The sequence below is a fragment of the Paractinoplanes abujensis genome, assembly GCF_014204895.1.
GTDB classification, from domain to species: domain Bacteria; phylum Actinomycetota; class Actinomycetes; order Mycobacteriales; family Micromonosporaceae; genus Actinoplanes; species Actinoplanes abujensis.
On sequence record NZ_JACHMF010000001.1, the window covers coordinates 1,105,978 to 1,126,014 of the forward strand.

21 protein-coding genes and 1 riboswitch are annotated in these 20,037 nt (G+C 73.0%); of the genes, 12 read left to right on the top strand and 9 right to left on the bottom strand.

Annotated elements, in window-relative coordinates:
* Window positions 1–47: 47 nt before the first annotated feature.
* Window positions 48–752, top strand: coding sequence for a RibD family protein (locus tag BKA14_RS04460; protein ID WP_184949660.1), 705 nt, complete (start codon window positions 48–50; stop codon window positions 750–752).
* Here BKA14_RS04460 and BKA14_RS04465 read toward each other — a convergent pair.
* The 5 genes from BKA14_RS04465 to BKA14_RS04485 are packed head-to-tail and all read right to left on the bottom strand — an operon-like array spanning window position 749 to window position 5,009.
* Entirely contained in the window at window positions 749–1,792 is a 1,044-nt protein-coding gene (locus tag BKA14_RS04465) for a lysylphosphatidylglycerol synthase transmembrane domain-containing protein (protein ID WP_239092496.1), read from the bottom strand. The two genes, BKA14_RS04460 and BKA14_RS04465, sit on opposite strands and share 4 nt — an antisense overlap.
* Before the next feature lie 60 nt (window positions 1,793–1,852).
* The gene (locus BKA14_RS04470; protein WP_184949661.1) at window positions 1,853–2,620 is read right to left on the bottom strand and encodes a class I SAM-dependent methyltransferase; all 768 of its coding nucleotides are present in this window, start codon (window positions 2,618–2,620) and stop codon (window positions 1,853–1,855) included.
* Window positions 2,617–3,636 carry a glycosyltransferase family 4 protein gene (locus BKA14_RS04475; RefSeq protein ID WP_184949662.1) on the bottom strand — a complete coding sequence of 340 codons (1,020 nt, stop codon included), beginning with the start codon at window positions 3,634–3,636 and terminating at the stop codon, window positions 2,617–2,619. The genes BKA14_RS04470 and BKA14_RS04475 overlap by 4 nt, the downstream gene beginning before the upstream one ends.
* The gene (locus tag BKA14_RS04480) at window positions 3,633–4,031 is read right to left on the bottom strand and encodes a 6-pyruvoyl trahydropterin synthase family protein (RefSeq protein ID WP_184949663.1); all 399 of its coding nucleotides are present in this window, start codon (window positions 4,029–4,031) and stop codon (window positions 3,633–3,635) included. The genes BKA14_RS04475 and BKA14_RS04480 overlap by 4 nt, the downstream gene beginning before the upstream one ends.
* Window positions 4,032–4,034: 3 nt before the next feature.
* Window positions 4,035–5,009 carry a zinc-dependent alcohol dehydrogenase gene (locus tag BKA14_RS04485; protein ID WP_184949664.1) on the bottom strand — a complete coding sequence of 325 codons (975 nt, stop codon included), beginning with the start codon at window positions 5,007–5,009 and terminating at the stop codon, window positions 4,035–4,037.
* Between the two features lie 103 nt (window positions 5,010–5,112).
* Here BKA14_RS04485 and BKA14_RS04490 point away from each other — a divergent pair, with 103 nt between their 5' ends.
* Window positions 5,113–5,886, top strand: coding sequence for a CDP-alcohol phosphatidyltransferase family protein (locus tag BKA14_RS04490; protein WP_239092495.1), 774 nt, complete (start codon window positions 5,113–5,115; stop codon window positions 5,884–5,886).
* A gap of 640 nt (window positions 5,887–6,526) precedes the next feature.
* Here BKA14_RS04490 and BKA14_RS04495 read toward each other — a convergent pair.
* Window positions 6,527–7,414 (bottom strand): ABC transporter substrate-binding protein, encoded by an 888-nt coding sequence (locus BKA14_RS04495; protein ID WP_184949666.1) that lies wholly within the window; start codon window positions 7,412–7,414, stop codon window positions 6,527–6,529.
* A gap of 126 nt (window positions 7,415–7,540) precedes the next feature.
* Between BKA14_RS04495 and BKA14_RS04500 the strand changes: the two genes are divergently transcribed.
* Complete coding sequence (locus tag BKA14_RS04500) at window positions 7,541–8,152, top strand: HAAS signaling domain-containing protein (RefSeq protein ID WP_184949667.1); 612 nt, start codon at window positions 7,541–7,543, stop codon at window positions 8,150–8,152.
* A 191-nt stretch (window positions 8,153–8,343) separates the two neighbouring features.
* Here the strand turns inward: BKA14_RS04500 and BKA14_RS04505 are convergent, their stop codons facing one another.
* Window positions 8,344–9,174 (bottom strand): alpha/beta fold hydrolase, encoded by an 831-nt coding sequence (locus BKA14_RS04505; protein WP_239092493.1) that lies wholly within the window; start codon window positions 9,172–9,174, stop codon window positions 8,344–8,346.
* A 116-nt stretch (window positions 9,175–9,290) separates the two neighbouring features.
* Here BKA14_RS04505 and BKA14_RS04510 point away from each other — a divergent pair, with 116 nt between their 5' ends.
* Window positions 9,291–9,626 carry a hypothetical protein gene (locus BKA14_RS04510; protein ID WP_184949669.1) on the top strand — a complete coding sequence of 112 codons (336 nt, stop codon included), beginning with the start codon at window positions 9,291–9,293 and terminating at the stop codon, window positions 9,624–9,626.
* Here the strand turns inward: BKA14_RS04510 and BKA14_RS04515 are convergent.
* The gene (locus BKA14_RS04515) at window positions 9,616–10,017 is read right to left on the bottom strand and encodes a hypothetical protein (protein ID WP_239092492.1); all 402 of its coding nucleotides are present in this window, start codon (window positions 10,015–10,017) and stop codon (window positions 9,616–9,618) included. The two genes, BKA14_RS04510 and BKA14_RS04515, sit on opposite strands and share 11 nt — an antisense overlap.
* Before the next feature lie 18 nt (window positions 10,018–10,035).
* Window positions 10,036–10,809 (bottom strand): alpha/beta hydrolase-fold protein, encoded by a 774-nt coding sequence (locus BKA14_RS04520; protein WP_184949670.1) that lies wholly within the window; start codon window positions 10,807–10,809, stop codon window positions 10,036–10,038.
* 53 nt (window positions 10,810–10,862) lie between these two features.
* Between BKA14_RS04520 and BKA14_RS04525 the strand changes: the two genes are divergently transcribed.
* The 8 genes from BKA14_RS04525 (at window position 10,863) to BKA14_RS04560 (ending at window position 19,986) form a co-directional block, all read left to right on the top strand.
* Window positions 10,863–11,630, top strand: a complete 768-nt coding sequence (locus tag BKA14_RS04525) for an alpha/beta hydrolase family protein (RefSeq protein ID WP_184949671.1) — start codon at window positions 10,863–10,865, stop codon at window positions 11,628–11,630.
* A 163-nt stretch (window positions 11,631–11,793) separates the two neighbouring features.
* Entirely contained in the window at window positions 11,794–11,991 is a 198-nt protein-coding gene (locus tag BKA14_RS04530) for a hypothetical protein (protein WP_221477225.1), read from the top strand.
* Window positions 11,992–12,158: 167 nt separating this feature from the next.
* A complete protein-coding gene (locus BKA14_RS04535) occupies window positions 12,159–12,659 on the top strand; it encodes a SigE family RNA polymerase sigma factor (RefSeq protein WP_184949673.1) in 501 nt (166 codons plus the stop codon).
* Window positions 12,656–13,864 carry a hypothetical protein gene (locus BKA14_RS04540; RefSeq protein WP_184949674.1) on the top strand — a complete coding sequence of 403 codons (1,209 nt, stop codon included), beginning with the start codon at window positions 12,656–12,658 and terminating at the stop codon, window positions 13,862–13,864. The genes BKA14_RS04535 and BKA14_RS04540 overlap by 4 nt, the downstream gene beginning before the upstream one ends.
* A 16-nt stretch (window positions 13,865–13,880) precedes the next feature.
* Window positions 13,881–15,467 (top strand): gluconokinase, encoded by a 1,587-nt coding sequence (locus BKA14_RS04545; RefSeq protein ID WP_184949675.1) that lies wholly within the window; start codon window positions 13,881–13,883, stop codon window positions 15,465–15,467.
* Between the two features lie 155 nt (window positions 15,468–15,622).
* Window positions 15,623–15,739, top strand: a riboswitch (cobalamin riboswitch).
* A gap of 58 nt (window positions 15,740–15,797) precedes the next feature.
* Complete coding sequence (locus BKA14_RS04550; RefSeq protein WP_184949676.1) at window positions 15,798–18,044, top strand: VWA domain-containing protein; 2,247 nt, start codon at window positions 15,798–15,800, stop codon at window positions 18,042–18,044.
* A complete protein-coding gene (gene cobO / locus BKA14_RS04555) occupies window positions 18,044–18,643 on the top strand; it encodes a cob(I)yrinic acid a,c-diamide adenosyltransferase (RefSeq protein WP_184949677.1) in 600 nt (199 codons plus the stop codon). Before BKA14_RS04550 ends, cobO begins: the two co-directional genes overlap by 1 nt.
* The gene (locus BKA14_RS04560) at window positions 18,637–19,986 is read left to right on the top strand and encodes a cobyrinic acid a,c-diamide synthase CobB (protein ID WP_184949678.1); all 1,350 of its coding nucleotides are present in this window, start codon (window positions 18,637–18,639) and stop codon (window positions 19,984–19,986) included. The genes cobO and BKA14_RS04560 overlap by 7 nt, the downstream gene beginning before the upstream one ends.
* The last annotated feature ends 51 nt before the right edge of the window (window positions 19,987–20,037 follow it).

The window sequence follows — 20,037 nt, forward strand, 5'->3', positions numbered from 1 at the left end:
ACTGTTCGGCCTGGGTGACGATCGTCGCTCTAACGGAGGCGTCATCGGTGGTTGAGCGTCCTTACACGTTGCTGAGTTGTGGCATGTCCATCGACGGTTACTTGGACGATGCGACTCGTGACCGGCTGTTGCTGTCCAACCAGGCCGATTTCGACCGGGTCGACGCCGTTCGTGCCGGTTGCGACGCCATCCTGGTCGGCGCCGCCACGATCCGGCAGGACAACCCTCGCCTGCTGGTGCGTTCGGCCGAGCGGCGCGCGGCCAGGGTCGCCCGTGGCCAGGCGCCCCATCCGCTGAAGGTCACCGTAACGGGCAGGTGTGACATCGACCCGGCGGCGCAGTTCTTCACCGTGGGCGATGTGGACAAACTGGTCTATTGCGCGAGCGGCACGTGCGCGTCGGCCAAGGAGCGGCTGGGCGCGGTGGCCACGGTGGTCGACGGCGGCGACCCGGTCGACCTGCACCGGGTGACCGCCGACCTGGCCGCGCGGGGCGTGCGCCGGCTGATGGTCGAGGGCGGCGGCACGATGCACACCCAGTTCCTGACCGCGGGCCTGGCCGACGAGCTGCAACTGGTCGTCGCGCCGTTCTTCGTGGGGGACTCGCGGGCGCCGCGCTTCGTCAGCGACGGCGACTTCCCGTGGGGGCCGGGCCGGCGCGCCACGCTGGCCGAGGTGCGGCAGATCGAGGACGTCGTGCTGCTGCGATACGCACTGACCGACCGCTTTTTCCAGAGCGACCATAAAAGTTAGGCGCCGGCTCGCGCCAGTTCGCGCCCGAGCACCATTTCGGGGGAGACCGGGGCCGCGGCGACACCGTAGGGCACCGGGGAGATCGGGGCGGCCACCCGCACCGCGGCCACCCCGCGCAGCTTGACGGCGGCCCGGGTCAGGATGACCACGGCGCCGGGCAGGGCGGCGACGAAGGCGAACAGCCCGTAGACGACCGCGGTGGTCAGGCCCTGGGTGGCGCTCAGGCCGGCCGCGCCGAACGCCCACGCCGTGACGGCCTCGCGGGGCCCCCAGCCGCCGATGTTGAGCGGCAGCGACATGGCCAGCAGGGCCAGCAGCATCAGCGGGGCCAGCCGGGTCAGCGACGCTGTCGAGCCGGCCGCGCGGGCCGCCACCACGAAGGTGGCCAGGTGACCGACGAGCACGACGACCGAGGCCAGGGTCACGATCGGCCAGTTGCGGCGGGCCAGCAGCCCCGTACGGATCTCGGCGGCCCCGGTGCGCACGGCCGAGGCGACTCGCGAACCACCCTGCCGGAGGCGGCGGAAGGCCACAGCCAGCACCACACCGGCCAGCAGCAGCGAGCCGAGGACGACGACCAGGACAAAACCGTGCTGCTGCAGGACGGACAGGACGGGGGAGGGGACGGTGAGCAGCACGGTCACGCCGACGGCGATCAGCACGAGCTGCCCGGCCGTGCGCTCGAGCACGACGGCCCGCACGCTCTTGGCCACGTCACCCTCGTCGCGCCCGTGCTGCACCGCGCGGTCCACGTCGCCGAGCACCCCGCCCGGCAGCGCGGCGTTGAGGAACAGCGCCTTGTAGTAGTCGGCCACCGCCGTACGGAAGGAAAGCCGCAGGCCCAGGCCGCGCGCCACCAGGCACCAGCGCCAGGCGCTGAAAACCGTGGTGGCGACGCCGATCGCGAAGGCCAGCGTGAGCGCCGGGCCGTCGATCACCCGCAGGCCGTCGACGAAGGCGCCGGTGCCGAGCTTCCACAGCAGGAAGACCAGGATCCCGGCCCCGCCCAGAATCCGTGCCCAAGCCCAGATACGCCCCACGTCGCCGTTCCCTTCGTCGCGCCCGTCTTCCCCTAGTACGCCGGGGCGGGCACAAAGGGTTCAGTCAAAGGTCGCCAAAAGATCGACATGTCCGACCGACGCGCTCGGCAACGACGCCAGCCGGCCCTTCAGATAGCCGTCCAGATCGAGCGAAGGCTGCTGCTCGGAGGCCGCGCCGACCCAGCCCCGGAGCCACTCGGCGGTCAGTTCCGGGTGCCCGTTCCCCAGCCGCCACGGGCTCGGGCGGGTGACCACCGTCGCACCGGCCCGCTCGAAGGCCTTCCCCGCGTACGCCGGAGCGTCCGGGCCGAGCAGGCGGCGCTCACCGGTGACCCGCCGCTGGTGCTCGTCGAACGCCTCGGCGATCGTGGCATCCAGCGGGTCGGCCGGGTCTAGGCGCACGTCCCCGGCCACCGAGAGGGTGAACAGGGCCGGCACCCGGGCCGCGGCCAGCGTCGCCACCAGCGCGTCGATCTCGCCTTCGGTCAACAGGTCGAGCAGTGCCGAACAGGTGACCAGGTCGGTGCCGTCGAGCTGCTCGGGGGTGAGGGAGGTCACGTTGCTGAGCGCGCCCTCGACGCTGACGTCCGGGATCCGTACGTGGGCCGTCGCGTAGTGCAGCAGCTTGGGGTCGAGGTCGGTCAGGATCCAGTGCTGCGGCTTGGGCAGGCGCGGCGCGAGCCAGCGGGCCATCGAGCCGGTGCCGCAACCCAGGTCGCGGATGACGTGGATGTCGGCCGGCAACAGCGCCACCAGGTCGGCCGCGCGGGCCTCGGCGTCGGCGGGTTCGCGCAGACCGAGCCAGGACTCACTGAACTCACCGGTCATCGGGGGTCTCCTTCACAGATGGCGGACAGTGCGGAGGCGGTTGCGGACCAGGTCGGGAGGGTCTCCCGGCGGGCCCGGGCGGCGGCGCGCAGGCGATACCGCAGCGCACCGTCGGTGAGCCAGGACCGCAGCGCGGCGGTCAGGGCGGGCCGGTCGTCAGGTGGGATCAGCAGGCCGGGGCGGGTGCCGTCCGGGGCCGTGCCGAGCGCCTCGGGCACGCCGCCGACGGCTGTGGCCAGCACCGGAACCCCACGGGCGAGCGCCTCGGTGACCACCATCCCGTACGTCTCGGCCCGTGACGGGAGGACCAGAAGATCCGCTTCCCCGTACGCCGCGTCGAGCGCGGCCCCGTGCAACGCGCCCACGAAGCGCAGCCGCGAGTCCTCGTACGGGACCGGTTTGATCAACGCCCCGGCCAGCGTGCACTGCCAGTCGAGCCCGGCCAGGTCGTTCTGCAGCGCGCCGACCAGCAGGTCCTGACCCTTGCGGGGGGTCACCGCGGCCACGCAGAGCAGCCGGCGGCCGGTCGGGTCGGGCTCGGCCGGCGGCGCCGGGTCGACGCCGGGCCGGGCAACCTCCACCCGTACGAGGTCATGCATGGTTCTGACCCGGTCGGCAGCGGACTGGCTGGTCGCGACCACTGTCGTGGCCAGGTGCACCGCCCGCTTCTCCCGGGCGCGCAGTTCGTCCGCCGTGGCCGGATCGAGCCCTGTCTCGTCGCTCAGGGGCAGGTGCACGAGCATGATCAGGCGAAGCCGGGCCGCATGCGGTTCGAGAATCTCGGGCACACCGCAGCCGACCAGGCCGTCGATCAGCACGTCGGACATGTCCGGGATGTCGGTGAGGGCGGTCTGCAGGGCCTTGCGGGCGGCGGTGCCGGGGGCCGGCCAGTCACCGACGATTGCGATCTCGTGCACGTCGGGCAGCAGCGACAGCACCGCACGGTCGTAACGGTTGCCGCCGCTGGGCGCCGCCGGGTCGTCGACGCCGCCCGGCAGCACCGCCCACAAGGTCACAGGTCGCGCTCGTACGAGGCCCAGGCGATGTGCGACTCGTGCAGCGTCACCGTGATGCCCGTCAGGCCGGCCGCACCCGCGCCCAGGTCACCCGCGGCCACCTTGGCGGCCAGCCGGTCGGCGATCAGCTTGGCCAGGAACTCGGTCGACGTGTTGATGCCCAGGAAGTCGGGCTCGTCGTCGAGGTTGCGGTAGCTGAGCCCGCCGCAGATCGCCTTGAGCTGCTCGCCGGCGGCGCCGATGTCCACGACGATGTTGTCGTCGTCCAGCTCGGGCCGGCGGAAGGTGGCGTCGACCACGAAGGTCGCGCCGTGCAGCTTCTGCGCCGGTCCGTAGACCTCGCCGGTGAAGCTGTGCGCGATCATGATGTGGTCGCGGACGGTGACGCTGAACAAGGGCTACTCCTCGGGGTAGTCGATCACGTGGCAGAGGGCCGGAAGGCTACCGTCCGCGAGGCGGGGCAGCACCTCGGGCAGCTCGGCGAAATCGGAGTGCCCGGTGACGAAAGCGTCGAACCGCTCGTCCCGGAGCAGCTCCAGCGAGAGCGCCAGCCGCTCGGCGTACGTGCGGCCGCGGCCCGGCACGATCCCACCGACCTGGCTGCCCCGGATGGTCAGCCGCCGCGAGTGGAAGAACTCGCCCAGCGGCACGCTGACCTGTTGATCGCCGTACCAGCTGAGCTCGACGACCGTGCCCTCGGCGCGCGCCAGCTCCAGCGACCGGGTCAGCCCGGCCGGGGTCGCACTGGCGTGGATCACCAGGTCGCAGTCGCCCAGTGCCCGATCCGGGGTGGCGAAGCCGGCGCCCAGCCGCGCGGCCAGTTCCGCGCGGCTCTCGTCGACGTCGACGAGCTGCAGCCGTACGCCGGGGAAGCGCGCGAGGATCGCCGCCGCACAACCACCCACCATGCCCCCGCCGACCACCGCGATCCGGTCCCCGACCAGCGGCCGGGCGTCCCACAGGGCGTTGACCGCGGTCTCCACCGTGCCCGCGAGAACAGCCCTGTGCGCGGGCACACCCTCGGGCACGACAGAAACCATCGTGACAGGTGCGACAAATCGGGTCTGGTGGGTAAAAAGACTGAAGACGGTGCGACCGACCAGCTCATCCGGGCCCTGTTCGACGACACCGACGTTGAGATAGCCGTATTTGACGGGGGCGGGGAAATCGCCCTCCTGGAAGGGGGCGCGCATCACCGGCCACTGACTCTCGGGCACCCGCCCGGCGAACACGAGCGTCTCGGTTCCCCTGCTCACACCGGTGTGCAGCGTACGGACAAGCACCTCGTCGTCGCCCGGCGCGCCCACCCTCACCGGGCGGATCTCACCCCGCCCCGGCGCGGCGATCCAGAACGCGTACGCGTCACTCGTCATGGGTTCTTCCCTCCGCCCGCTGAACCGAACGCCGTCGAGACGCGTGTTAAGCGCTGACGACGGCAACCATACGCGGCGGCCGATCTTGCAAATGGAGGCCACGGTGACATCAGTAACCGCACCCGCCGGCACCGGCTCCTCGCGTGCCCCGGTGGTCGGACTGGCCGCCCAACTCGCCCTGCTGGCCCTGCTGGGCAGCACCCTGGGCCTCACCCCGACCGGCCTGATCGCCGGCGCGGCCTACGGGCTGGCCCTGTGCGGCCTACTCGGCGCGGGCCTCGACCGCGCCGGCATGACCCAGATCGGCCCGGCCAACGCCGTCACCCTGGCCCGCGCCATCCTGGTCGGCGGCGTGACCGCGATGGTGGTCACCTCATTCGTGCAGCCGGTCAACACGGCGGCCCTGGTCACCATCGCCGGCGTCGCCCTGGCCCTCGACGGCGTCGACGGCCAGGTGGCCCGCCGCACCGGCAACACCACGGCGCTGGGCGCCCGCTTCGACATGGAAATCGACGCCTTCCTGATCCTGGTGCTCAGCGTCTACGCAGGCGACCGCTTCGGGTGGTGGTGGGTCGCGATCGGAGCCTTCAGGTACGCGTTCGTGGCCGCGGCGTTCTTCGCCCCCTGGCTCAACGCCGCCCTGCCGCCCCGCTTCTCCCGCAAAGTCGTCGCCGCGCTGCAGGGCATCGTGCTGGCCCTGGTCACCGCCGACCTGCTGCCCACAGTCCTGACCCTGGCCGCGCTCACGGTGGCGTTGGGCTCGCTGACCTGGTCCTTCGGCCGGGACTCGCTGTGGCTGTACCGGGCGTCCCGCATCCGCGCCGCGGCCCGGGAACGGTGGGGCGCGCCGCAGCGGAGGCCCGCACTGGTCCACTGAGCCGGAACTACTCCGCGCCCGCCGCGAACAGCTTCCCCGCGGCGGGCGCCATATTGGCCCGGTGTTTTCGTCAAGCCGGCGGCTTTCGCCCGGCGGCTCAGCTTCAACTCAACCGGGTCATCGGTGCCGCTCTTAAAAGCCTTCTTACCGAAACTCCCATGCGGCCTTCGCCCCATTGGGCCGTGACCGTAAACAAGTTGAATCCCGCGTAGCGGCCCAAATTCCGGATCTAACCGCGACCACCGAGTGAGGAGTTGCAGCTAGCTCGGGTGGACGACGGCTCGGAGTGGTCACCGCGACCAGAGTCCCACCGTGGCCGAAGCACCTTCGTCAACCCTCTGAGCGGGAGAAACAAACCTGAGGGCGACTCCTTGAATCCGGTGGGCGAATGTAAGCGACCACGCGGAGACCCCATTGTGGGTCGCCCGTGGTGCCTCTCGTTCGCTCACCGGATATAGAGGGTCACCTTAAGGGCATTGCTTTCGCCGGTGGGTCTCCAGGTCGTCGTCCGCCCGAGCTAGCTGCAACGGGCAGGCCGGACTATCGGGGTATTTCGGTTTCGGAGCAGGGTTTCTTCCGATGGTTGCGGCTCTGGCGTGGCTGGCTTCCCCGGTCCCAGCCCTGCCGGCCGCACCTTCTTTCACTCCGGGAGGTGCACCCTCGATGTGGCCTCGTGGGCGTCGAACACGTCGGGGTGCAGGATGGCGGCTATCGCTTCCACGCCGTCGACCAGGCGGGGGCCGGGGCGGACGATGAGGCCGTCGGCGTCGAGCGCCCACACCTGGGCGTCGGGGAAGTGGGGGGCCACCTGCCGGGCCTGTTCGATCGCGCCGCCCAGGTGGAAACCGCACGGCGTGACCAGGACGATGTCGGGGGCAGCGGCGATCAGTTCCGCGTACGTGGTCTCGACGGAACGTTTGCCCGCGTGGGCGGCCACCGGTTCGCCGCCTGCCGCGGTCACCAGGTCGGGCACCCAGTGGCCCGCGGTGAACGGAGGGTCGACCCACTCCACGATCGCCACGCGGGGCCGGGGCCGCCCGGCGACGGCGGCGGCGACGCGGGCCAGGCGGTCGCGCAGGGCGGTGATCAGCGCCGATGCCCGGTCCGGCACGCCGGCCGCCGCGCCCACCTCGGCGATCGTCTGCAGCACCTCGTCCAGGCTGTACGGGTCCAGGGAGACCACGTCGGCGCGGCAGCCCAGATGGTCGAGGGCGTCGGTGACGTGGCCCGACGGCAGCGCGCACACCCGGCACAGGTCCTGCGTCAGGATCAGGTCGGGGTCGAGGCCGGCCAGCGCGTCGGCGTGCAGGGTGTAAAGGTCACCGCCGTCCGCGAGGCGGCCCCGGACGTACGCGTCGATCTCGCCGGGGGTCATGCCGCGGGTGTCCTTGCCGCCGACCACCACCGTCTTCTCCTGGCGGGCCGATGGGGGTTCGTCGCACTCGAAGGTCACGCCGACGAGCTGGTCGCCCAGGTCGAGCGCGTAGACGATCTCGGTGGCCGAGGGCAGCAGGGAAACCAGGCGCATGCTTCCAGTGTCCCGCGGGGGTCGGCCGAAAGTCGTAGCGGCCGGGCCGGATCTGGTCCGCGGGCAGATGTCATCTTCTTCCGGCCCGTCGATGCTGGTCCTACCGACTTGGCAGGGGGAAGAACGATGACGACGGCACCGCTCGAGCACACGGACGTGATCGTCCTGGATTATCTCGCCGCGCTGTGGGCGCAGAGCGATGACCTCGCGCCCGAGTTGCGTGACGAGCTGATGACGACGGTGGCCGACTACATCGCCATGCGCCGCACCTCGCCGTCGTCGCCGATCGACGACCCGGCCGAGATCCTGCGCCGGTTAGGGCCGCCGGAGGCGCTGGTGGCGGCGGCTCGGCGCGGTCACGTGCCGCCGCACCTGAAGTTGCCCGCCCTGATCCCGCCGCCTCCCCCGCCGGCCGCCACCGGTGGGGGAGCGGTGCGGGGTGGGGCCGCCGAGTACACGGCGGTCGGGTTGATGACGGCGGGCGCGTTCGTGCTGCCGGGGGTCGGGCCGTTCGTGGGGATGCTGATGGCCAGTGCTTCCCCGCAGTGGACGCCCGCCGAGAAGGCGACCGGCTGGTTCATCACGATCGGGTCGGGCACCGCCGCCCTCGCCGCGGCGTTCTTCTTCGCGGTGGCGGGTTCGGGTTCGGCGGCGGCCCTGCTGTTCGTCTACATGCTGGCGGTCGGCGGCTCACTCTTCGCCGGCCTGCGCATGCTCGACGCCCTGCGCCGCAAGTAGCAGCCGCGGCCGGGCCGGTCTGACCGCCCTGCGCCGCAAGTAGGAGCCGCGGCCGGGCCGGTCTGACCGCCCTGCGCCGCAAGTAGCAGCCGCGGCCGGGCCGGTCTGACCGCCCTGCGCCACCGGTAGCGGCCCTCGGGCGGGCCGGTGGCGTGCGGGGACCGGCCCGCGCCGCGGGTAGCGGCCCTCGGTCAGGCCGGCTGGGTGCGGCGGCCGGCCTGGTCGATGATCTCGTCGATCACCTGGGCCCAGACGGCCGCGGGCGGGAACTCGTGGCCGACCCCCTCGAGCCACACCAGCCGGGAGCCGGGGATCTGGTCGCACAGCTTCTGCGCGTGCGGCGCCGGGACCAGCGGGTCCAGCGTGCCGTGCAGGATCAGCGTGGGCGCGGTGAGCTCGTGCAGGCGATCGCCCACGGGCGGGCCGCCGGCGCAGCGGAAATGGTTCGTCTGAGCCGCGGCCATGTTGTGCGTACGGTCGAAGACGCGCTCGGCCAGGCGGCGCAGGTGCGGGTCGTCGGCGGTGAACGGGCCACCCAGGCGGCGGGCGGCGGCCACGATGCCTTCGACTGCGGAGCGGCGGTCCGTCCACTGCGGCTCGGCGTCGGACGGCCGGACCCCGTACGGGGAAAGGGACGCGCTGGTGGCGATCAACGTGAGCGACAGCACCCGGTGCGGGCGCTCGACGGCGATGCGCTGTGCGAGCACGCCCCCCATGGACAGGCCGACCAGGTGGGCCCGATGCACGCCGAGCGCGTCGAGCACGCCCAGCGCGTCGTGCGAAAGGTCCACATCGGAGTAGGGCGGCGCGCCGGCCGGGAACGACGTCGACCGGCCGGTGTCGCGATGGTCGTAGCGGATCACGTAGCGCCCGCCCGCGGCCAGGCGGCGGCAGAACTCGTCGTCCCACCAGTCCATCGAGCCGGTCGCCCCCGCGATGAGCAGCAACGCCGGGTCGCCGGGCTCGCCGAACGTCTCCACGCACAGCTCGATGCCGTTGACCGGCATCATCGTCTCGGTCACCACCTGCTCATTGTCCGGCATCACACTTGACAGGCAGGTTAAAACCAGATCACTCAACCGTGCCGGTCCGTTGTGAAATGACCGGTCCGGTGCGCGGAGTGTGCTGGGATGTGCGGGTGCTTCCGGACCTGAGCGAATTCACGCCGCACCGGACGGTGTTCGACGCCCCGTTCGAGGGTGAGCCCGTGCCCGGTCTGCGCGCCGACTACTTCCGCCGCGCCGAGGGTGACCGGATCGCGACCGTCGGACGCTACTCGATCGGCGGTCGCGACCTGCTGATGGCGTGGGGTTACGTGGACGAGGAGCACTGCCGGCACAACGCCGTCCGCGATCCCGGTGGCGGATGGCACGAGCCGGCCGACGGCTGCCCCGACGTCGAACTGGTGCGCGACGGCCAGGCCGTGGTGGGCCTGGCCGTGCGGGCACCGTCGGGGACGTGGATCAGGCCTTGACCGGTGCTGTCGTCGCACGGGCGTGCCGGCGGACCACGCGCAGCGAGACGGCGGTCAGGGCAAGGGCGATCACGAACAGCGACAGGTGCAGGTACGGGTGGGCGATCGGCGCGAAGCCGATGATCGCGACCGGGATCTGCACGACGGCGACGAGGCCGGCCAGCCACCACCGGTTGCCGCCGCTCCACAGCAGGGCCGTCCACACCGGCGCGGAGACCAGGACCAGGGTGAGGGCGTCGAGCAGGGCGTGCATCGCCGCGTTGTGCACGGCGTTGTGGGCGAAGGCCTGCGCCGGCGTGGCGATCCAGAGACCGGCGAGGACGAGGGCGAGGACGGCGGCGGCACGACGCATGGGATCCTCCAGCGTGATGGGACCGTTGCTCTGTGTCATTACCGTACGGAACGTGACTCAGCGCCGTAAAGCTTCACTCACGAAGTCCATCCCGGCGGGCAGGCAACGCGACCAGTAGCCGAAGTTGTGCCGGCCGTCGGCGAACGATCCCGCGGCGGGCGGCTCGGGCAGGGCCTTCGCGAGCGCGCGCACGTCGTCGAGCAACCCGTCCTGACGACCGCACCACAGACCCACCTTCGTGCCCCGGAGCCGCGGGGCCGCGGTGAAGATCTCATCCCCTTCCCGTACGGCGGGGGACAGCGCGACCACCGCCCGCGCGAAACCTGGGTCCGCCTCGGCCAGCAGCAGCGAGCCGTAGCCACCCATCGACCAGCCCAGCAGCGCGATCCGCGACGTGTCGAAGCCACGCTGCGCACACCAGCGGGGGATCTCCTCGTGCACCATCCGCTGCGGGTCGTCGCCGGCGTGGGGACGCCACTGCAGACGGTCGCCGGTCGCGCCGGCCAGCACGAACGGGGCCTTGCCCCGGCGTACCGCATCGGTCAGGAAACGGCCCAGGCCGAGCGCGGGAAAATCGGCGGCCGTCTTGGAGGCGCCGTGCAGCACCAGGCAGACGGGCAGGCCCCGGCCGGATCCGTGACCCGCCGGCACCGCCGTGTAGAAGTCGACGATCCGCCCGCGCGCGCGTGACTCACGCTTGTCGAGCCGCTCGTCACCCACCGGGGCGTACGGGATGACCGGCTCGGATCCGTCCGATCGGCTGCGATATCCCACCAGTCCGGCGGCCGCCCCGACGGTTGCGCCGACCGCCAGCAATGTTCGTCGTCTCATCGTCACCCACAACGGCGATCGCCTGTCTTGCGTGACGTTCCTACGCTCACGACGTGCGCAGACTCGCGGTGGTGCTGGTTCTGCTGGCCCTGCTGCTGGACGGTTTCGGTCCGGTCCCGCCGGCGTCGGCGCAGGAGGCCGTGGTGACCCGGACACTCGCCCTCGCGCGCGGCTCCGACCGCCCCCTGCCGACCACGCTCTGGTATCGCGGGCACCTCACCGGCCGGCACCCGATCATCCTGTTCAGCCACGGCCTGGGCGGGCTGCCGCGGCAGTTCGCGCCGCTGGCCGCGGGCTGGGCCGAGGCGGGCTACGTGGTGGCCGCGCCGGCCTACCCGCACACGAACGGCCTGGTCCGTGTCGACCGGCGCGACATTCCTCAGCAGCATCTGGACGCGGCGTACGTGATCGAGGCCGTGCGGGCGCTGGACCGTGCGGCGGGCGACCCGCTGGCCGGGCGCCTCGACGTGAACCGGGTGGGCGCCGTCGGGTTCTCGGCCGGGGGCACCACCACGCTGGGGCTGTTCGGGCCGGGGCATCCGGCCTACCTGCGGGCCGGGGTGACGATCAGCGGGCGCCGCCCGGCGACCTTCGGCGGGCCACCGGCGCCCCTGCTGTTCCTGCACGGCGATCGCGACCGGGTCGTGCCGCTGCGGGCCGGGCGGGAGGCCTACCGGCTGGCACCCCCGTCGAAACAGTTCGTGATCGTCCGCGGCGGCCGTCACGGAGAGTTCCTCCGCCCCGGTGGCCCTCAGTACGGCCGGGTGTCCGCCCAGATTCTGGCGTTCCTGCAGGCGAACGTCCCGCTCGCCGGGCTTTAGAACTTCTACCCGGAGTGATACGCGCGGCTGCTTTACTCGTCCGTTCGGCCAGGGTAATACTCTGAGTAATGTTGCTTAAGGTGCATCTGTGCGCCTCTTACATATTCCCGTGACCGCTGCTGTCACTCTCAGTATTGCTGGCTTTTCTTACTCTCAGTACGACGTGCGAGGGGCGGAGGAGAAGGCGCGAGCCGCCGCCGACAAGGCCACCTGCCGCGCGGTGAACTCCGCGATCGTGGCCTTCGCCGGCGTCAGCGGGGACGCCCCGAAGTCGATCACCGAACTCAAGGGGTATCTGGACGGCGACATCTCGGCCTACCGGATCGTCGGCGGCAAGGCGGCTGGGCCCGGCTGCTCCTGAAGCCTGAGGGGGCGGCGACCCGCCCGATGTGGCTGTGCATGCCAGTTCCGGATCCGGCTTCGCCGAGCTGCGGGAGGCGTACGGGAAACTTCTTCTGCCTGAGAAGCAACCCCCGACGGGTCCTGGTTGTCCTGAGAGGATGAAGGCGACCAGGGGAGACGACGGGGATGGCGGGAGCGGGGTTCGACGACTTCGTGCGCAGCCGATCGACGGGGCTGCTGCGGGTCGCGTACCTGCTGACCGGGGACCGGCACGCCGCCGAGGATCTGCTGCAGGAAGTGCTCGAGCAGATGTACGTGCGCTGGCGGCGGATCGAGGGCGCCCCGGAGGCGTACGCGCGCAAGGCCCTGGTCAACCGGGCGACGAACCGCTGGCGGTGGCGGGCCCGGCGGCCGGAGACGCCGCTGGGCGCCGAGCACGAACGGGCGGGCCGCGACCACGGGGACGTCGTGGCGATCCGGGAAGTGGTGCTCGGGGCGCTGCGTGACCTGCCGCCCCGGCAGCGGGCCGCCGTCGTGCTGCGCTACCTGGACGATCTGCCGGTGCACGAGGTCGCGGAGGCGCTGGGCTGCAGTGAGGGCACGGTCAAGAGCAACGCGTCGCGCGGGCTCGACCGGCTCAAGCAGGTGCTCGGGCCGTCCCTGGTCACCGATGGGGGAGAGCGATGACCGACACCGACGTCCGGGACGTGCTGGCCCGGGCCACCGACCACCTCAGCCCGGCGCCCGACCTGCTCGACCGGGTGCGTACGCGGGGTCGCCGGCGGGTCGTCCGGCGCCGGACCGTGCTGGGCGGGGCCCTGGCGGTGGTGGCCGCGGCGGGTGCGGCGCCGGCCCTGAGCGGCAACCGGACCGAGCCGCGCAGGGTGACCCGGGGTGACCTGGCCGGGGATGCGGCGCTGCTGGAACGGATGCGCGCGGCCTGGCAGGCGGCGATGCCGCACGCCACCGGCGAGATCACCGTGCGGTGGGCCGGCACGACCGCGGCCGGGCCGGTGGGTTTGCTCAGCCAGCCGTCGGAGGGCTCCGGGCTCGATCTGCAGGGCTTCGTCGAGACCGTCGACGGGCAGTTGCGAGGGCTCGGCGGCACCCGGCTCGTCGCCCGGGGCACCGTGGCGCCGGTCGCGCTGGCCACCGGCGTCCGGCGTGATCAGCTGATCATCGTCACCGGGGACCAGGCCGTGCACCTCTCGGAGAACTACACGATCGACGCGGCCGGACGGGTCACCCGGCGGTTCGTCACGTTGCACGGCGACCTGGTCTTCCAGCGGCGGGTCCGGTCCCAGCGGTACGCGCTGCGGGTCGGCGACGAGCCGGTGCCGGTCGCCCCGTCCAGCGCGACCACGGCCCCGTCACCGGTGGTGCCGTATCCGCAGAAGGTCGAGCGGGTGATGCCCGGGGCGCCGGCCACCGCGCCCGACCGGGCCGTGTGGGATGTGTCGGAGCGTGAAGGCTACCTGGACCCGTACGGGGTGGGGGTCTGGACCGGCCCGACCGAGTGGTACCTGCGCGGCATGATCCTGGACGGCCGCCAGCTCGTGGTGCAGACGCTGGCGCTCAACGGCCGGGCCCGCGCGTTCTGCCTGGCCGCCCCGCCCGCCGACATCCCCGAGGCGCGCTATCTGGGCGACTCCGCCGCGGGGCTGACGGCCCGGCTCGACGACGGTGGCGGCAAAGTCGTGCCGGTCCTCTACCTGCGGCTGCCCTCCGGCATCGGCTGGGTCGTGGCCGCCCCCGACTGCCAGCTGCGTTACCGCGTACGGGACGGGAGCGCCCTGCCCGTCGCCGGGGACGCCGCCCTGATCCCCGCGGCCGCGACCGAGCTGGAGGTGACGTCGCGCGCCGGCCGCTCGGCGAGCTTCGTCCTGCGCTGACCGATAGGTTTGGGTCATGGACGTTGTGATCGGGATCGACACCGGGACCACCGCGACGAAGGGCATCGCCGCCGCGCCGGACGGCAGCTTGCGTGCGCAGACCAGCGTCCACTACCCGTTGAGTGTGCCCGGCTCCGGCCGCGCCGAACTCGACCCGCTCGCGCTGCGCAACGCCGCGGTCAAGGCGCTGATCGACGTGGCCGCCGCCTGCCGGGAGAACGGGGACCGGGTCGCGGCCGTCGGGCTCAGCGCGTTCCTGCACGCGGTGGTGCCGATGGACGCCGCCGGCAGCCCGCTCGGCGCGCTGGTCACGTGGGCCGACGGGCGGGCCGGGGAGCAGAGCGAGCGGATCGTGGCCGAGGGCCGGGGCAAACGGCTGCAAGCCCGTACGGGCACGCCGGTCCACCCCATGTCCCCGCTGACCAAGCTGGCCTGGTGGCGCGACAACGACCCCGAGACCCTGCAGCGCACGCCGCGCTGGGGTGGCGTCAAGGAGCTCGTGCTGGCCGGGCTGGCCGACGCCCCGTACGCGGTGGACCTGTCGCTCGCCAGCGGCACCGGGCTGTACGACATTCACGAGCGGCGCTGGGATCCGGAAGCCCTCGACCTGGCCGGCGTGCGGGCCGAGCAGCTGGCCGAGGTGCTGCCGACCACCACGACGCTGCGGCTGCGGCCCGACGTGGCCCGGGCCGCCGGTCTCGACCCGGGGACGCCGCTGATCATCGGGGCGGCCGACGGGCCACTGGCCAACCTGGGCGTGGGCGCCACCCCGGCCGGTGTCGCGGCGATCTCGCTGGGCACGAGCGGCGCCCTGCGGACGGTGGTCGACCGGCCCACGGCCGACAAGGCGGGCCGGCTGTTCTGTTACGCGCTGACCGAGGACCGGTGGGTGATCGGCGGCGCGGTCAACAACGCGGGTTCGGTCGTGCGCTGGGCCGGGCAGAGCTTCGCGGGCGGTTTCGAGCGGCCCGGCGCCGAAGGGGAGGACGCCGACGAGCGCGACGCCGCGCTGCTGATCGAGGCCCAAGGCGTGGGGGCGGGCAGCGACGGCCTGCTCTGCCTGCCCTACCTGCTGGGCGAACGCGCGCCCTGGTGGCGGCCTGGCCTGCGCGGCGCCTACCTGGGTCTGCGCCGCGAACACGGGCGGGCCCACCTGGTGCGCTCGGCCGTCGAGGGTGTGTGCCAGCAGCTGGCCCTGGTCAAGGACTCGTTCACGGCCGAGGGCATTGCGCTCTCCTCCGTACGGGCCACCGGCGGGGCGGTCGCGTCGGAACTCTGGGTCGGGGTGCTCGCGGCCACGCTCGACCTGCCGGTGTCGGTCGCCGACACGCCCGAGGGCACTGCGCTCGGGGCCTGCCTGCTGGCCTGGCACGCCATCGGTGAACTGCCCGACCTCGACGCCGCGGCCGAACTGGTGCCGCTGGGCGCGCGGACCGAACCCGACCCGGTGAACGCCGAGCTCTACGCCCGGCTGCGGCCGCTGGTGGAGACATCGGCGCTGGCCGTGCAGGACGTGGTGAAGGAACTCGACCGGCTCGCCCCGCAGCCCCTGCCGACCACGGAGAAGGCCGTCGACGACGCGGTGCAGCCCACGCCGCGTTGACGGCCCGGTCGTCTTTGAACGCGGCGACGGTCACCCCGCGCTCGCCTTTGAACGCGGCGATGGTCACCCCGCGCTCGCCTTTGAACGCGGCGATGGTCACCCCGCGTTGACGCCGCGCTCGCCGGTGAGAAAGAGTGGCGGGCGAGCGGAAGCGGAGGAACCCGGTGCGAATCCGGGGCGGTCCCGCCACTGTGACCGGGGAGCGACCCGCGCGAACGCCACGGCCCGCACGGCCGGGCAGGCGTCGAGCAGCGATCCGGAAGCCAGGAACTCCGGCCGCTCGTGCCATTCGCCGCGCGGGCGTGGACACCCGCGCAGAAGGAGATCCACGTGACGCCGTACCCGTTCTCGGCCGTGGTCGGCCTGCCCGACCTGCGCCTCGCCCTGCTGCTGACCGCCGTCTCGCCCGCCGTGGGCGGAGTGCTCGTGCGCGGCGAGAAGGGCACCGCCAAAAGCACCGTCGTACGGGCCCTGGCCGCGCTGCTGCCCGACGTGACCGTGGTGCGCGGCTGCCGGTTCGCCTGCGACCCGGCCGCGCCCGACCCGCTCTGCCCGGACGGGCCGCACGCCACCGGCTCGCCCGGACTCGACCGGCCCGCCGCACTGGTGGAACTGCCGGTCGGGGCGACCGAGGACCGGGTCGTGGGCACGCTCGACATTCAGCGGGCCCTGGCCGACGGGGTCAAGGCGTACGAGCCCGGACTGCTGGCGGCGGCGCACCGTGGGGTGCTCTACGTCGACGAGGTCAACCTGCTCCCCGACCACCTGGTCGACCTGCTGCTGGACGCGGCGGCGATGGGCCGGGCCCACGTCGAGCGGGACGGCGTGTCGGTCAAACACGCGGCCCGGTTCCTGCTGGTCGGCACGATGAACCCGGAAGAGGGCGAGCCGCGGCCCCAGCTGGTCGACCGGTTCGGCCTGGTGGTCAACGTGGCGGCGCCGCGCGACGCCCGCGACCGGGCCGAGGTGGTGCGGCGGCGGCTGGCGTACGAGGCCGCGCCGGACACGTTCGCCGCGCGGTTCGCGGAGGACGAGGTCGCGCTGGCGGCGCGGATCGTGGCCGCGCGGGAGATGCTGCCGCGGGTGGTGCTGCCGGACGGCGAGCTCGATCGGATCGCCCGGATCAGCCTCGCGTACGGGGTCGACGGCATGCGCGCGGACATCGTGGTGGCGCGGTGCGCGGTGGCCCTGGCCGCCTGGCACGGCCGGGACCGGGTGACACCGCCGGACGTCCGCGATGCCGCCCGGCTCGCGCTGCCGCACCGGCGCCGGAAAGATCCGCTGGACCCGCCGGGCACCGACGAGCAGAAGCTCGAGGACGCCCTGAACGAGGCGGACGCGCAGCTGGAGGCCGAGCAGACGCAAGCCGAGGCGCAGGCCGGGGAGCGGGGGCCGGAGGACGACCCTGACGGGGGCGGAGCTGACGGTTCCGGGCCTGACGATTCCGGGCCCGACGGCGGCCCTCCGAGCGGCCCTCCCCGCGGCGGCCCTTCGCGCGGTGGAGCGGATCCGGGCTCACGCGACTCCTCGTTCTCGCCCGACATTTCCGAAAAATTGGGCGGTAGGGGAGACGGGGCGTCGGGCGAAGAGCCCGCGCCAACCCGGGACGAAGCGGGCGCACGCGACGAGGCGGGGCCGTCTCGGGACGGGGCAACTGGCGGCCCGGGTGCTGCTGCTGCCGCGCCCGGCGCGGCCTACCGCACCAAGACGCTGCAGATCGCCCGGCGCGGCGAGGGCGGACACGCGGGGCGCCGTTCACCGTCGTTGTCGCGGCGCGGGCGAGTGGTGGGGTCGCGGGTGCCCCGCGGCCGACTGGCCGGAGCGCCGCACCTGCCGGCGACGTTGCGCGCCGCCTTGCACCGCGGGGCGACGTCGGCCCCGGCTCGGCCGGACACATCGCATCGCGGTGCGGGAACAGCCCCGGAGACACGGGACGGCTTGCGGCGCGGTGCGGAATCGGCCCCGGAGTTCCGGGAGGGCGTGAATCGGGGTGCGGGGTTCGGCCCGGAGGTCCGGGAGCGGCTGGTCGCTCCGCGGGATCTGCGCGAAGCCGTCCACGTGGGACGCGAATCGAACCTGGTGCTGTTCGTCGTGGACGCGTCGGGGTCGATGGCCGCGCGGAAGCGGATGACTCTGGTCAAGACGGCCGTGTTGTCGTTGCTGCGGGACGCGTATCAGCGGCGCGACCGGATCGGGATGATCACGTTTCGGGGGCGCGACGCCGAGCAGGTGCTGCCGCCCACGTCCAGCCACGAAGTGGGGGTGCTCCGGCTGGCCGGTCTGCGCACCGGGGGGCGTACACCGCTGGCCGAAGGCCTGAAAAGGGCGGCCGCGACCATCGCCACGGAACGGCGCCGCGATCCGCGCCGGCGTCCGCTGCTCATCGTGGTCACCGACGGGCGGGCGACCAGCGGGCCCGACCCCGTACGGGTGGCTCCTGCGCTGGCCGGTGTGTCGACGGTGGTGGTCGACTGCGAGTCGGGACCGATCCGGCTCGGCCTGGTCGCCCGGCTGGCCACCGCGCTCGGCGCCGACGTGATGCCGCTGGAGAGCCTCGAGACGGGACGGGCCGCCTGATGCCGCAGGGCAAAGTCACGACCGTGCCGGACGACGGCCTGACGACCCGGCAGCGGCGGCGGCAGGCCGTGCTGGCCGTCCACACCGGACACGGCAAGGGCAAGTCGACGGCCGCCTTCGGCATGGCGTTGCGGGCGTGGAGCGCGGGCTGGCCGATCGGCGTGTTCCAGTTCGTCAAGTCGGAGAAGTGGCGTGTCGGCGAGGAATCCGCCCTCAAGGCGCTCGGCCAGGCCGGGGGAGCCCCCGTGACCTGGCACAAAATGGGCGAAGGGTGGTCGTGGATCCAGCGCGCGGGCACCGAACGCGACCACGCCGCCGAGGCCGCCGAAGGCTGGGCGCAGATCAAACGGGACCTGGCCGCCGAGACGTACAAGTTCCTGGTGCTCGACGAGTTCACCTATCCGATGAAGTGGGGCTGGGTCGACGTCGACGACGTGGTGGCCACGCTGACCGACCGGCCCGGCACCCAGCACGTGGTGATCACCGGCCGGGACGCGGCGCCGGCCCTGCTCGAGGCGGCCGACCTGGTGACCGAGATGACGAAGGTGAAACATCCGATGGACGCGGGCCGCAAGGGGCAGCAGGGCATCGAATGGTGACCATCCCGCGCGTCGTGATCGGCGCGCCCGCCTCGGGACACGGCAAGACGACGGTGGCGACCGGGCTGCTGGCGGCGTTCGCGCGCCGCGGGCTGGCGGTGTCGCCGTTCAAGGTCGGGCCCGACTACATCGACCCCGGCTACCACGCGCTGGCCGCGGGCCGGCCCGGCCGCAACCTCGACCCCGTGCTGGTCGGCGAGGAACTGATCGGTCCGCTGTTCGCGCACGGCTCGGCGGGCACGTCGCTCGCCATCGTCGAGGGCGTGATGGGCCTGTACGACGGACGCACCGGCGCCGGTGAGACCGGTTCGACGGCTCAGGTCGCCCAGCTGCTCGACGCCCCGGTGATCCTGGTCGTCGACGCGGCCGCCCAGGGCCGTTCGATCGCCGCGCTGGTGCACGGTTTCCGCAGCTTCGGCAACGTGCGTATGGCCGGCGTGATCCTCAACCGGGTCGGCTCCGAACGGCACGAGGCGATCCTGCGCGAGGCCTGCGAGGAGGTCGGCACCCCCGTGCTGGGGGCGATGCGCCGGGCCGATGCCGTGGCCGCGCCGTCGCGGCACCTGGGCCTGGTGCCGGCGGCCGAACGCCGGGCCGAGGCCCGGGAGTCGGTGGACGCGCTGGCCTCGCTGATCGAGGCCTCCGTCGACTTGGCTGAGGTGATGGCGATCGCCCGCTCGGCCCCGCCGCTGGACGCGGCGCCGTGGTCCCCGCAGGCCCCTTCACCGGTCACCGGCCGGCCGGTGGTGGCGCTGGCCGGCGGTCCCGCGTTCTCCTTCGCGTACGCCGAGACGGCCGAACTGCTGCAAGGCGCGGGCGCGGAGGTCGTCACCGTCGACCCGCTGCACGACGAGGCCCTGCCCGACGGCACCCGAGCGCTCGTGGTCGGCGGCGGTTTCCCCGAGGTGTACGCCGCGGAGCTCTCCGCCAACAAGCCCCTGCGCCGCGCTGTGACCGACCTGGCCGCGGACGGAGGCAAGATAGTCGCCGAATGCGCGGGCCTGCTCTGGCTCTGCCACACCCTCGACGGCGCCCCCATGTGCGGCGTGATCGACGCGGAAGCCGCCATGACCCCGTCGCTGACCCTGGGCTACCGCGACGCGGTCGCCCTCACCGACAGCCCACTGGCCCCGGCAGGCACTCGCGTCACGGGCCACGAGTTCCACCGCACCACCGTCCACCCCCGCTCGGGCCTGCTGCTCTCCCCGGCCGGCGGCGCGGCTTGGGCCTGGCGCGGCGCCGACCCCGAGGGCTTCGCCACTGCGACGCTGCACGCCTCCTACCTCCATCTGCACTGGGCCGGAAACCCCGGCTTCGCCTCCCGCCTGGTCGCGGACCTATGACAGCCGCCGCCCGCGGCGGTGCTTGCTCGGCCGCCCGCGGCGCTGCCGGCT

What these genes read in the sequence shown, in the direction of transcription:
- BKA14_RS04470 (WP_184949661.1), bottom strand. Translation starts at nt 2,620, where the DNA reads ATGACCGGTGAGTTCAGTGAGTCCTGGCTCGGTCTGCGCGAACCCGCC.
- BKA14_RS04485 (WP_184949664.1), bottom strand. Translation starts at nt 5,009, where the DNA reads ATGACGAGTGACGCGTACGCGTTCTGGATCGCCGCGCCGGGGCGGGGT.
- BKA14_RS04495 (WP_184949666.1), bottom strand. Translation starts at nt 7,414, where the DNA reads ATGCGCCTGGTTTCCCTGCTGCCCTCGGCCACCGAGATCGTCTACGCG.
- BKA14_RS04500 (WP_184949667.1), top strand. Translation starts at nt 7,541, where the DNA reads ATGACGACGGCACCGCTCGAGCACACGGACGTGATCGTCCTGGATTAT.
- BKA14_RS04515 (WP_239092492.1), bottom strand. Translation starts at nt 10,017, where the DNA reads ATGACACAGAGCAACGGTCCCATCACGCTGGAGGATCCCATGCGTCGT.
- BKA14_RS04520 (WP_184949670.1), bottom strand. Translation starts at nt 10,809, where the DNA reads ATGAGACGACGAACATTGCTGGCGGTCGGCGCAACCGTCGGGGCGGCC.
- BKA14_RS04535 (WP_184949673.1), top strand. Translation starts at nt 12,159, where the DNA reads ATGGCGGGAGCGGGGTTCGACGACTTCGTGCGCAGCCGATCGACGGGG.
- BKA14_RS04540 (WP_184949674.1), top strand. Translation starts at nt 12,656, where the DNA reads ATGACCGACACCGACGTCCGGGACGTGCTGGCCCGGGCCACCGACCAC.
- BKA14_RS04545 (WP_184949675.1), top strand. Translation starts at nt 13,881, where the DNA reads ATGGACGTTGTGATCGGGATCGACACCGGGACCACCGCGACGAAGGGC.
- cobO (WP_184949677.1), top strand. Translation starts at nt 18,044, where the DNA reads ATGCCGCAGGGCAAAGTCACGACCGTGCCGGACGACGGCCTGACGACC.
- BKA14_RS04560 (WP_184949678.1), top strand. Translation starts at nt 18,637, where the DNA reads ATGGTGACCATCCCGCGCGTCGTGATCGGCGCGCCCGCCTCGGGACAC.